General features: G+C 58.0%; 10 protein-coding genes. 4 read left to right on the forward strand and 6 right to left on the reverse strand.

Annotated features, from left to right (window positions below; genetic code table 11):
- The first annotated feature begins 106 nt into the window (after window positions 1-106).
- Window positions 107-1,216, forward strand: a complete 1,110-nt coding sequence (locus tag ACESLM_RS16675; RefSeq protein WP_372632715.1) for a GerAB/ArcD/ProY family transporter — start codon at window positions 107-109, stop codon at window positions 1,214-1,216.
- 71 nt (window positions 1,217-1,287) lie between these two features.
- Here ACESLM_RS16675 and ACESLM_RS16680 read toward each other — a convergent pair whose 3' ends face one another.
- The 5 genes from ACESLM_RS16680 to ACESLM_RS16700 all read right to left on the reverse strand — a co-directional run bounded on the left by ACESLM_RS16680 (window position 1,288) and on the right by ACESLM_RS16700 (window position 5,606).
- A complete protein-coding gene (locus ACESLM_RS16680) occupies window positions 1,288-2,172 on the reverse strand; it encodes a fumarylacetoacetate hydrolase family protein (RefSeq protein ID WP_372632716.1) in 885 nt (294 codons plus the stop codon).
- Window positions 2,173-2,218: 46 nt separating this feature from the next.
- On the reverse strand, window positions 2,219-2,995 hold the full coding sequence (locus ACESLM_RS16685) for an SDR family NAD(P)-dependent oxidoreductase (RefSeq protein WP_372632717.1): 777 nt from the start codon (window positions 2,993-2,995) through the stop codon (window positions 2,219-2,221).
- 21 nt (window positions 2,996-3,016) lie between these two features.
- Complete coding sequence (locus ACESLM_RS16690) at window positions 3,017-3,748, reverse strand: IclR family transcriptional regulator (protein ID WP_372632718.1); 732 nt, start codon at window positions 3,746-3,748, stop codon at window positions 3,017-3,019.
- Between the two features lie 205 nt (window positions 3,749-3,953).
- The gene (locus ACESLM_RS16695) at window positions 3,954-4,517 is read right to left on the reverse strand and encodes a Uma2 family endonuclease (RefSeq protein WP_372632719.1); all 564 of its coding nucleotides are present in this window, start codon (window positions 4,515-4,517) and stop codon (window positions 3,954-3,956) included.
- A gap of 135 nt (window positions 4,518-4,652) precedes the next feature.
- Window positions 4,653-5,606: a hypothetical protein gene (locus ACESLM_RS16700; protein ID WP_372632720.1), complete on the reverse strand. Its 954-nt coding sequence runs from the start codon at window positions 5,604-5,606 to the stop codon at window positions 4,653-4,655.
- A 198-nt stretch (window positions 5,607-5,804) separates the two neighbouring features.
- On the opposite strand from ACESLM_RS16700, the gene ACESLM_RS16705 reads away from it, so the two are divergent.
- Entirely contained in the window at window positions 5,805-6,509 is a 705-nt protein-coding gene (locus tag ACESLM_RS16705) for a winged helix-turn-helix domain-containing protein (protein WP_372632721.1), read from the forward strand.
- Complete coding sequence (locus ACESLM_RS16710) at window positions 6,493-8,646, forward strand: sensor histidine kinase (protein ID WP_372632722.1); 2,154 nt, start codon at window positions 6,493-6,495, stop codon at window positions 8,644-8,646. The genes ACESLM_RS16705 and ACESLM_RS16710 overlap by 17 nt, the downstream gene beginning before the upstream one ends.
- 136 nt (window positions 8,647-8,782) lie before the next feature.
- Here the strand turns inward: ACESLM_RS16710 and ACESLM_RS16715 are convergent, their stop codons facing one another.
- Window positions 8,783-10,801, reverse strand: coding sequence for a copper amine oxidase (locus ACESLM_RS16715; protein ID WP_372632723.1), 2,019 nt, complete (start codon window positions 10,799-10,801; stop codon window positions 8,783-8,785).
- Window positions 10,802-11,167: 366 nt separating this feature from the next.
- Between ACESLM_RS16715 and ACESLM_RS16720 the strand changes: the two genes are divergently transcribed.
- A complete protein-coding gene (locus ACESLM_RS16720; RefSeq protein WP_372632724.1) occupies window positions 11,168-11,944 on the forward strand; it encodes an alpha/beta fold hydrolase in 777 nt (258 codons plus the stop codon).
- The last annotated feature ends 16 nt before the right edge of the window (window positions 11,945-11,960 follow it).

Below are 11,960 nucleotides of genomic sequence, written 5' to 3' on the forward strand. Positions count from 1 at the left end.
GTTCTATAACTTGCGGAATTCCGCGCCCCCAGACTTTCGACCCTGATTTTCCCAGCCGTTTATGGGAATGCTTGTAGAATGACTTTGGAGACTGGGGGCGGGAACCTTGCTCGAGAAAGGCCAAATATCCGGTTGGCAAATGGTTCTGATGATGCATCCGACGATTATGGCTTCCGGACTGATTCTGATGCCCTCGATTACAGCCCTGTACGCCAAGCAAGATGCTTGGATAGCTCCGATTATCGCCTCCGCGATCGGCTACTTGAACGTGCTGCTCGTCTACCAGTTGAACAAGCGGTATCCCGGAATGACGATCGTGGAATACAGCCAGCGCATTGTCGGCCGGATTCCCGGGAAAATAGTCGGCTTGATTCTGATCTTCTTCTACGTTCACGCCAACGGAACGATCATTCGGGAGTACGGGGAGTTTATTCATTCTTCGTTTCTCTTCCATACCCCGATGGCGGCGATCATAGGAAGCATGTTGGTCGTCTGCGCCTTTGCAGTCCGGGGCGGGCTGGAGGTCATCGCCCGATGCGCCCAACTCGTTGAAATGTTCCTATTCATCTCCCTGGTCGCTACGTTCTCGCTTCTTATTCCGGATTTCAGCCTTTCCAACCTGCTGCCGGTGATGGAGCATGGCCCGGCGCCTTCCTTAAAGGGAGCGGTCGTATCGAGCAGCTTTTACAGCTATTTTCTTCTTCTGGCTTTCGTTCTGCCGCATCTATCCGAGGGCAACAAGGGGATGAAATGGGGGCTGTACGCGGTCCACCTGGCCGTCCCGACCTTTGTTATGCTAGACCTCGTTCCTTTGCTTCTGTACGGAGGGATAACGGGCAGTTTAACGTACCCGTTGATCAGCGCCATTCGCTATATCAGCATCGGTGAAATGTTCGATCATCTTGAAGCGGTCGTCATGGCGATCTACGTGGGAGGCGTATTCATTAAAATATCGGTATTCTTCTATGCCGTCGTTCTGGGTGCCGCGCAGTGGCTGGGAATGTCGGATTACCGTCCGATCGTCTTCCCTCTGGCTTTGCTGCTCTTCTCGGTCAGCCTATGGTCGGTCGGCAGCCTTCAGGAGCTCTCCCGTTACTTCGCGACGACCCGCCCCTTCTACGCGCTCACCGTACAAACCCTGATTCCGGTCCTGCTGCTGGCAGTTGCCCTGCTTCGCCGGCAATCCCGCACTTCCGCCGTTCGGGCGCCCCCGTGAACGGCAAACAGCCGAACCTCCCCGCGGCTGCGGAACGGTTCGGCTGGCATCGCTTCGGTTGGCTGCGCTTCCTACAGTTTTTCGGCCGCGAACGAGTTGGTAAGGGAACCCAGCTTCTCGATCTCGATCGTAACGACGTCGCCGGGCTTCAGGTATACCCGCTTCTCCTTCGGATAGCCGAGAACGACGCCTTCGGGAGTGCCCGTCAGGATGACGTCGCCCGGTTCCAGCGTGAGATGCTGGGAAATGTAGCTGACGATCTCGTCGCAACGGAAGATCATGTCCGACGTGTTGGAGTTTTGACGCTGCTCCCCGTTCACGAAGGCTTTAACGGACAGGTCATTCGGATCGCCTACCTCGTCCGCCGTGACGAGATAAGGGCCGATCGGACTGAAGCCGTCGCCGATTTTGCCGAGCATCCACTGCGGCGTGCGCAGCTGCAGATCGCGGGCGGACAAGTCGTTCACGCAGCAATAGCCGAATACGTGATCGAGCGCCTGCTCGCGGGAGACGTATTTCGTCTTCTTGCCGATGACGATAACGAGCTCGGCTTCGTAATCGAGCATGACGGTCGTCCGCGGAATGGCGATGTCTTGACCGTGAGCGGCGAGCGTATTATGGAACTTGTTGAACAGAATCGGGTACTCGGGAATCGCCGCCTTTGTCTCCTCCGCATGCTTGCGGTAATTGAGCCCGACGCAGATGATTTTCTTCGGTTCCGTGACGCAAGGTCCGAATTCGAGCCCGTCCTCCTGCAGCCATGCGGAGCTATCCGCAGCCGCGGCCAGCTCGGCAAGCGTCGCTATCGCGGAAGCTCCCTGCGCGATCGCCTCCATGACGGAAGCCGGAGCCTCTCGCCGCGCCGCGGCGGCGGCCGTCGATACGTCCAGTACGCCGCGCTCGGTCTTCACGCCGAGAGTCGGCGCCCCTTGCCGGATAAAGGTGAGCAGTTTCATGCTACTGATTCCTCCTGATTATCGTATGAATAAGTTATCGATATCACTAGGCATACTTGCCGAACACAACTCCGCCGTCGATGTACAGCGGCGAACCCATCATGAACTTCGACTCGTCCGAGGCCAGGAACAACGCGGCCTGGGCCACGTCGGAGGGGCGACCGAGATCGCCGCTGAGCTGGCGGGTTTTCAGCGAGGCGTACGCCGCCTCCGGATCGTCGTAAGACTCCGCCAAATACTTCTCCACGAACGGAGTCAGAATCGTCCCCGGGAGCAGCGCATTAACGCGGATGTTATACGGCGCGTAATCGACTTGCATCGATTTCGTCAGCGCCAGCACCGCCCCCTTCGTCGCCGAATACGACGCGCGCTTGGCCAGTCCGATCTCCGCGATGCAGGACGACATGTTGATGATCGATCCGCTTCGCTGCTCCATCATGACCGGAAGAACATACTTGGAGGGCATGAAAACACCGCGAATGTTGACTCTCATCACGCGATCCCATGCTTCCGGCTCGATCTCGTGCAGCATTCCGACTCCGCTGATTCCGGCATTGTTGAACAGCACGTCGATCCGGCCGTACTTCGACTTTACGGCAGCTACCAATGCCTCCACCTGCTCCGGATCGGTCACGTCCGCAGGCACGCAGATCGCTTCTCCGCCGGCTTCAGCGATCATTCGGACGGTTTCTTCCCCTTTCGGCCCGGTCAGATCGTTAACGACGACCGTCGCGCCTTCCCGCGCGAACAGAACCGCGGCGCTTTGCCCGATCCCCGAGCCCGCTCCGGTAATGAGAGCGATTTTGTTCGCCAATCTTGCCATCTGCTACGTCACTCCTTCTCTTCAATCGACCGGATGCAGCGCCGTGCTTAAGCGTTCTGCCAGACTTACGATCTCTTCCTTAGCCCGTTCCGCGGACTCCTCCCACTTATGCAACGGAATCGACGCGCTAACTGCGGCTACCGCCGCCCCTCCCGAGTCCAGGATCGGCGCCGCAACGCAGCAGAAGCCCATCACCGACTCTTGTTCCTCCGTCGCGAAGCCCGACGATCGAATCGCCTCCAACTGCGCTATCAACACAGCTCTGGACTTCACGGTATTCGGAGTCAGCTCCTCCAGCCGCTCTCCGAGCACGTCCTCCAGTCCTTCGCGAGGCTGCCACGCCAGCAGCGCTTTCCCCAATGCCGTCGCGTGGGCCGGAAACCGCATCCCAGGCTCGGATACAAGCTTGACGCGGGAAGGCGCTTCGACCTTCGCCAGATAGAGCACCTGGTCCCCTTCCAGCTTCGCGAGCTGAAGCGTCTCTCCGAGCATGTCCCGGGATTTTCCGGCCTCTTCGCGAAATCTGGCTTCCAGATCAAACTGGCCGACGAAAGCATGACCCAGTACGCCGAGCACATGCCCCAGGGAATAGGCGTCGTTCGAATCTTTGCTTACCCAGCCGAGTTCCTCCAGCGTATGAAGAAGGACGAACATCGAGCTTTTGTTCAGATCGAGCCGCTTCGACAGGTCGATTAACCGGAACTTCCCCGGCTCCTGGCGGATAAGCTCCAGAATGTTGTGGGCTCTCTCCAAAGCGGGGGCCCAATATTTCCGTTCGCTAATGCTATCCCCTCGCCTTTTTAGTTTATTTAGTTAAACTATAGTTTATTAAGATATACTCCCATTGTAGACAGAGGCGGATCGCCAGTCAAGGCGTACCTGACTTTCACCGCAATATAAAGGGGCGATCCGCAGGCATAGACCGCAGTCCCGCTTACGAATCAGCCCCTTCATGCTTTCAAGCTTCTTCCTTCCGAAAAACCGCCGACAGATCGACGGTCAGGCAAGGCACGGTAGCGGCCACAAGCACATCCTCCTCCGACCAGGTCGCGAGCAGGCGATATTCCCCATCTACGATCGCGAACTGCTCCACGAGCCGATAGACGGGATCGACCAACCAATACTCCCCGACTCCGAACTTCTCATAGGTCGACTTCTTGAGCGTCTTATCCCTCCGCGCCGTACTTCCCGACAAAATCTCCACGACCAGATCGGGGGCCCCGTACACGTAGCCGTCCCTGATGATGCCTCTGTTTTCTCCGCGAATGTACAAAATATCCGGCTGCAAAATATTTTGCTCGTCGAAATGAACGTCCATCGGGGCAAGCAAAATGACGCCGTCCTCCGAGCAGGCGGAATGGAACGCCACGTGCAATCTTCCAAGCGCATCCTGATGCGAGAACTTCGGAGAGGTCAGGAAATCGTATCTCACGCCCCCGATAATCTCGTATCTCTCGTCGATAAAATAAGTGCCGTGCGTCTCTTTGACTTTACCCGGCTTCTCCTTCTTGCCCTCGCTCATCGCCATCTTCCTCCTCGTACGAAAACACCCCGCAAAGCAACACGATTCGTGTCTCTCTTTGCGGGGTGCTTCCCCTTCGTTTTCCCTTATTATGGTCGAAAAAGAGCAGGCTTGTCAATTCGTTGCCAGATCGGCTTACGGAACTTCCAGGACAAAAGGAACGACGAAATCTTCGCCGCCGCGCTTGAACTGTCCCCACAGCTTATACGTGCCGCTTTCGGGAAAATCGATAGAGAACAACGCTTGCGGCCCGGAGGAGAGAGCATTGACCGGATGAACGTGAATGTACCTCTCGACCAGGGGGTCGGTGGCAACGACATGCCCGACCGCGCCGAGATAAGGCTCGAGATCGCGAACCGGCTTCCCCTTCTTCCGGTCGCGGAACGTATACGCGATCGTGGAGGGCATGCCCGCCATTAGATGTCCGAGATGCAGCTCGACCTCCATCCCTCGCACAACGGTCTTCAGGCGCTTGCTCGCTTGAACCGCCGCCTCGCCTTCCGGCTCCGCTCCTTGTACGGATACCCGCCCGGCGCGCGTCAGTTGGATCATGCCGATCGGCATGAAGTCCGCGAACAGCCGGTACTCTCCCCCGGTCGGAAAAGCCATGCCGATGCGAAACTTCCCCTGCCCCTCGTAATCCGGATGAACGTGCACAAACTGCGACAAGTCCCGGCTGATCGCGATCAGATGCAGCTTTTTCTCGTGATTGATCTCGTAATCGGCGACAGGCAGACCGTCTCCCCCGGTAATCGTCAACGTCAGCCGCGCTTGTACGCCTGCCCTCGGAACGCCGTCCCATTCCCATTCGATCCGAACCTGCCGTTCGGCATCGCTTTCCTGCTGCGCGCCGTCATGGGTATGCATCTGCGACAGCATCATCGGATCGAGCAAAGGGTCCCGCATATCTTTCGGAACTTCCGGCAGCGCCATCATCATCTCCGCCATGCTCGCGCCTGGACCGGCCGACGATGAGGGACTCCGCGCGAACGCTTCATCGCCTCCTCCGTCCGAGATGCTTTTCCCCAGCAAAGCCAGCGCCACCGCCAACAATCCCGCGAACACTGCCGTTTTCCACGTTTTCGCCATTGCGCGTTCACCTCTCTCGCCCCATTGTAGCGAACGCAGGTAAGATTTCAGGCCTGTTTTCGTCCGGTTACGGTAAAGAGTCGGTTAATCGAGCATTCATAATGTCATATTTTATTACATATCTATTGCAGAAATCTTACGTCACCCTTTATATTATATAGAAATACGTTCGTCAACCCCATCCGCGGAGGTGCGCTTATGCCGGGAGAACTCATACTGACAGTGGACGACGAAGTGAAGATCGGCGAGCTGGTTGGCCTGTATTTGCTGAAAGACGGATTTCGCCACCGCACCGCGCTAAGCGGCCGGCAAGCGCTCGAGATCGCGAAGAAGGAGCAGCCGTCGCTTATCGTGCTCGACGTCTTCCTTCCGGATATGGAAGGCTACGAGCTGTGCGTGAAGCTCCGTCAGATGACCGACGTGCCGATTATGTTTCTGACCTGCAAGGATTCGGAGACCGACAAGGTCGTCGGCCTGTCCGTCGGAGCGGACGATTACGTGAGCAAGCCGTTCAGTCCCGTCGAGCTGATCGCCCGAATCAAAGCCCAGCTGCGCCGGGACCGCATCGTTCACGACCGCCGGACCGACGAGCCCGCCGTCCTCGCCACCGAACGCCTCCGGCTTCACGTGAATGCGCACGAAGCCTATCTGAACGACGCCAAGCTCGAGCTGACGTCCAAGGAGTTCCAGCTTCTCTCCTACTTGATGCAGAACGCCAAACGGGCGCTGCCGGCCGACAGACTGCTGAACCAGGTCTGGGGCTACGACAGCCACCTCGATACGAAGACGCTCAAAGTCCACATCGGACAGCTCCGCAAAAAGATCGAGCGCGACCCCGCCAACCCGAGCGCGATCGTCACGATTAGAGGTTTGGGGTACAAATTCGATGAGCCGCTTCTCTAGCCTGCGAAGGGTTGCCCCTCCCCGAACCTTCTCCTCGCAGCTGCTCGCCAGCATGCTGATCGGTTCTCTCGTCCCTCTTCTTCTGATCTCTCTGTTGGCCGGCCAGACGATCCGCTCCCAACTGCGCAACATGAACGAATTAAGCGCAAACTGGTCCGAGCGCAACTATATTATCGCTTACGAGGCGAACATCCAGGAGCAGGCAAACGCGATCGGCGCCGAGCTGCGGCAAGTCGAGACCGCCGTGCTCGTCGCCAAGTCGATGGCCGAATCCCTCTTCTCCGACCGCGGCCGGGAACCATCCATCTCCCCGCTTGTTCTCGTCTATGACGAGCGCACCCGAAGCTTCCGCGAGCCACGGCCGGACGGTCTCGGCACCGTCTCGATTTCGTTCGAGGCCGGGGCGGGGAAGCCGACGTTCGAGCAAACCCGGGACTTGGCCATGGTCAAGCCTTTGTATCCGATCTTCAAGTCGATTCAGTCCAACAATCCGACCATCGTGAACATGTACTATATTCATCCCCAGTCGGGCAGCTTCTTCTATCCCGAATACGACGGTCCGGCGGAGAAGGACATGGGGTCGATCCAAGATCTTACGACTTATTCCTTCTACTTCCAAGCGCTGAGCGTACCGCCGGGGCAAGAGCGGATCGTCTGGACAAAGCCGTACCTCGACATTACGCCCCGCGGGTGGATGTTCACCGCCACGACGCCCGTATACGATTCTTCCGGCAAGCTAAAGGGAGTCGTCGCCGCGGACGTCCAAATTCAGCGCTTCGTCAAAAATGTGCTGGACGCAAGGTTCGCCGATGAAGAAGGCTTCGCGCTGCTGCTGGACCAGGAGTACGATCTCATCGCCGTCCAGGACCGGGGCGCGGACGAGATCGCCATGCTGGACATGGCTTCGCTGTTCGGTCCGGGCCACGACAACGGGTTTCGCAACTTGCCGCTCCTCGGGGAACAGCATGAAGTGTTCAGCCGGAGAATCCCGTCGACGGGATGGATTCTCGGGTATATCGTTCCAGAACGGAAATTGCTGGAGCCGGTAAACGCGGCCTCCGAGGAGCTGCAGCGCAATTCGGGCGAGAAGCTGTTCGGTCAATTGGCGCTGCTCTCGGGCTTGGCCGTCGGACTCAGCCTGCTGCTCGCCTACTACATGCAATCCAGATTGGCCCGGCCCGTCTCCCTGCTGTCGGATGCTTTCGCCCGCATGGAGGACGGAACCTTCGAAGGCAAGCTCCACGATACGCAGACGATGGAATTCAATCATCTGCTCAACGCCTTCAACCGCATGTCGGCCAAAATCAAGGCGCTGCTGGAGGAGCAATCGGCGCTGAATCAGGAGCTGGAGCACAAGGTCGACAAGCGCACGGAAGAGCTGCGCGTCATGAACCAGGAGCTGGAGCTGCGGATCGATCAGCTTATTCGCATGGAGAGCTGGCGCAAGCGGCTGTTCATGAACATCTCCCACGACCTGAAGACGCCGATTACGCTCATAAGCGGCTACGTAGAAGCGATCAACGACGGCACGATTCCGCCCGAATCGGTCGGAAGCTTCCTCCGCCGTATCGACGAGGAGACGCGGACGATTACCCGGTTCGTCCGCAACCTGACCGAGCTCAGCATGCTGGAGACGCGGCAGCAGCAAGCCTCCTTCGAATCGGTGGCGATTCGGGACTTGTACGCGGCAACCGCGGACAAGTGGGCCGCCTTCGCTTCCGTGGAAAAGCGCGAATTTCGCATCTCGCCTCTGCAACCGGAAGAACGGGCCGTCGCCAACGTCGACCGCCATCTGATGGCCAGGCTGTTCGACAATCTGATCGAGAACGCGATGAAATACTCGGCGGCCGGCTCTCCCGTCGCCTTCGAATGTCGAATAGACCGAGATTTCGCGTCGCTGTCCGTCATCGATTCCGGCGCCGGCATTCCCGAAGCCGAGCTGCCCCATGTGTTCGATTCCTTCTATCGCGTGGACAAGTCGCGCAACAGCCATGTGCCCGGCAGCGGACTCGGACTCGCTATCGCCAAAGAGATCGCCGCCATGCACGACAGCCGCTTGACCGTCTCCCTGAACGAAGGCGCTCCGGGCTGCACGTTTACTTTGATCATGCCCATCGTCCGAAACAACCGGGATTAACTCCGCACCGGAATGTCCGTGATTCCTCCTCCGGATCTCCGTCCCGGAATGTCCGGGATCGGCCCTCCCGTCCTCCGCACGCCAAAGCGCGGCGATCCGTCCAACCGCCGGATCGCCGCGCTTTCTGCTTTCTCTTTTATTTCACGTCTTCCACTTTGGCCAGGTCGAGCGTAGGAGTTTCGTTGAAGAAGTTAAACGGCTTGATCATCGCCGTCACCCATTCGGTCGGCATGATCGGGAACTCCTCGGCGCGCATGACGTGCGTCGTTCCCGTCGTCAGCCAGACGACCGTGTCGGTGTTCTCGATCTTCCGGTTTTGCGCCGTCCACATTCCGAGCCCGGTGTCCTTGTTGTGCGCCGGGTATTTGCCCTCCGAATATAGTTCGTCTTTCTTGTACGGAGTCACGAATACGTGATTAGAAATAAATTCGGCGCGTTTGAGCACGTAATCGGTCTTCGTAAACATCGGCTCCTCGGCGAACGGATGGGTGCCCCCCGCGTAGGGAATGACCTGGTAGCCGGTCGAGTAGCCCTGCTTGTTCTTGGCTCCGCTCGTGTTCGTGACGAGAACGATTTTATCCGGATCGAACTTCTGGATCGCCTGCTGCTCCGTCTTGTACGTCTTGTTCACCGTGATCATCTCGCTCCGGGCGAATTCGGGATCCGCTACCGAGACGGCCTTAGGCAGGATTTCGCCGACCGAGTTGGCCAATCCGTCCACGTCGAGATCGAGCCGCAAGCTGAAAATATGCTGGTGCGTCGGGGCCACGATGTTCGCATCAACGAGCGTTCCGTTGCGCGTATCCGCCTTCGCAGTCGGATCCTGCATCGTCTTGCTGTCGACGGCCTTCGCCTGGGCGAGTCCCGTCGCTCCGATCATGATCTTGATCGTTCCGTTTTGCTGGAAAACCCAGTCGAGAATATAGTCGTAGTTGCCGATCGTGGCGACGTTCCGCAGCACCAGCTCGCGGCGCTCGCGCGCATGCCCGTTGTGAGACCATTCCGCGTCGGCGTAACGCTCGAACAGCGCGAACGCCTTGTCGATCACCTTCGCCTTGCCCTCCGTGTCGTTGATCGCGGCACTGAAATACGTCGCGTTCTGAGGGGCGTCGGCGCCTTCGTTGAGCGGACGCGACGACAGGCCGATGCCGTACTCTCCAGCATCCATGAAGATTTTGTACAGCCACGCCGGAGAAGGGTCGCCGTAAGGAACCATCATTCCGCCAATGAAGCCCTCGTACATGATTTTGCGTTTCGTGCCGTTGTCGTCGAAGGAAACCGTCGAGACGATCGGTCCGACCCGGGGATCGAGACGGAAGTGGAACTTGTAGTTTTGCCATTCGACCATCGTGCCCTTGACGTTAAAGCTCGCTCCCTTGGGTTGGGAAATGATCAGCGGCTTGAGTTGATCGGTCCGCTTGCTCTTCACGACCTTGGAGTAGTCGTTCGGGTCCTCGGACACCGGCGGATTGCCGTAATCGTAGATTTTGAGCACCTTTTTCTTGTCGAGATCCACGAGGAACGCCAGACCGTCGATCGGATGGGCGTTCCAGTTGGCGTCGAGACCGAACGCCCTGGCCGGCACCGACATCGCCAGGCGCGATCCCGGCGGCGTCAGCTCCGGTCCGTAATCGCCAAGCGGACCGTCGGCGAACGTCAGCTTATCCAGATCGGTGAAGCCGTGTTTGGCGAGCACCTCGACCGCGGCCTTGTCGTTCTTGACGATCTCGGTCGTCTGACCCCATTCGGTGTAGATTGGCCAGCCCGTCTTCACAGCCTGCCATGAGATGACTTTGCCGTTATCGAGATCGACCACGCCCTCGAAGGGCTTGCCGCCCTTGATCGCGTTGAAGGTCGCGTGTCTCGGCAGACCCGGAGAACCCGGACGATCGTCCCACTCCCACACCTTCAGCTTGTCGGGCTCCTCCAGCTTGATTTCCGCGAAGTACAGATCCTCGCTCCCGTACGAAGACGCCTTGACGATAGAAGCGGCTTTCTCGATCTCCTCCGGCGTCAGCGGATTTAACGGATGATAGACGATTTTCTGAATGGCCGCCGAAGATAATCCCGTATCGAACAATCCCGGAATGAAACCCGTACAAGACAACGCGACCGCCAGCACCGTAAACGATGCGACCCACTTTTTACGTTTCATGGTTCCCCTCCATACCCCTGTTTTGTACAATCCCCAACCTCAACCGCGCGGTTATGTTAGGAATTCTAACACTCGAAGGTAATCGGAACAGGCGCGGAAGGTAAAGAGCGGTTTACGGTTTGGTAAATTCACGAAACGCGAGCAGCCGCATTCTGCACGTCCCGCTCCCAAGCGTCCACGCAGACCGGGTGCGAGCTGCGACATTCTGACGAAAACGCGGTGCTGGAGAACGTTCCGAACATTCTGCCAGTCCAGCTTATTCATGCGCATTCGTTCCAGCCGATCCGGGGTCCAAACTCTCTTGTTCATGTTTTAACATGTGCCGAAAGCGGGCAGGATGAGAAGAAAAGAGAAAGGCGGCCGCTTATGCCCCAAGCCCGAATTAATGGATTCAACATGCATTACACGGACCACGGAACAGGAACCGCGATCGTGTTCATTCATCCTCCTGTGCTGACGAGCTTGAGCTTTCAACATCAAATCGAAGCCTTGTCGGCCCGTTTTCGCACGATCGCATTCGACATACGCGGACACGGCCGAAGCGAAGCTTCGAAGGAAGCCGTCACCTATTCCTTGATCGCCGAAGATATTAAAGGGTTGATGGACGAGTTGAAGGTGGAGCAAGCTTATTTGTGCGGCTATTCGACCGGGGGTTCCATCGTTCTCGAGTTTCTGCTCGCCTACCCCGAACGGGCGGCGGGCGGCATCGTCATAGGAGGAATGTCGGAAGTGCGCGACCGGAAGCTGAAAAACGCCATATCGCTCGGCCGCCTCTTCGCCAAATTCGGCGCCGTCGGCACGATCGCTCTTGCCGTCTCCTGCGGGCAATCCCGAAAATTATCCGTAATCCGTTCGCTATACGGCGACGCTAAAAAAGGAAACGCCAAAAACGTTCAACAATACTATCGCTGCAGCCTGCATTATAACTGCACGGAGAGATTGACGACGATTCCCCATCCGGTCTTGCTCGTCTACGGCGAGAAGGACAAACGCTTTCGCCCGTACGCGGAGCTGCTTCATCGACGATTGCCCGATAGTCGGCTGATCTTCGTCAAGAACGTCACCCACCAAATCCCGACGAAGGCGCCGGAACGCCTGAACGAGTCGATTCAGCGGTTTATCGAAAGGCGCGACCCGACCTGATCGGCGGTTGCGCCTT

Source organism: Cohnella sp. (genome assembly GCF_041641335.1).
Lineage (GTDB): Bacteria > Bacillota > Bacilli > Paenibacillales > Paenibacillaceae > Cohnella.

Excerpts from the sequence above, each read along its gene's own strand:
- ACESLM_RS16680 (WP_372632716.1), bottom strand. The coding sequence starts at position 2,172 with ATGAAACTGCTCACCTTTATCCGGCAAGGGGCGCCGACTCTCGGCGTG.
- ACESLM_RS16685 (WP_372632717.1), bottom strand. The coding sequence starts at position 2,995 with ATGGCAAGATTGGCGAACAAAATCGCTCTCATTACCGGAGCGGGCTCG.
- ACESLM_RS16695 (WP_372632719.1), bottom strand. The coding sequence starts at position 4,517 with ATGAGCGAGGGCAAGAAGGAGAAGCCGGGTAAAGTCAAAGAGACGCAC.
- ACESLM_RS16700 (WP_372632720.1), bottom strand. The coding sequence starts at position 5,606 with ATGGCGAAAACGTGGAAAACGGCAGTGTTCGCGGGATTGTTGGCGGTG.
- ACESLM_RS16705 (WP_372632721.1), top strand. The coding sequence starts at position 5,805 with ATGCCGGGAGAACTCATACTGACAGTGGACGACGAAGTGAAGATCGGC.
- ACESLM_RS16710 (WP_372632722.1), top strand. The coding sequence starts at position 6,493 with ATGAGCCGCTTCTCTAGCCTGCGAAGGGTTGCCCCTCCCCGAACCTTC.
- ACESLM_RS16715 (WP_372632723.1), bottom strand. The coding sequence starts at position 10,801 with ATGAAACGTAAAAAGTGGGTCGCATCGTTTACGGTGCTGGCGGTCGCG.
- ACESLM_RS16720 (WP_372632724.1), top strand. The coding sequence starts at position 11,168 with ATGCCCCAAGCCCGAATTAATGGATTCAACATGCATTACACGGACCAC.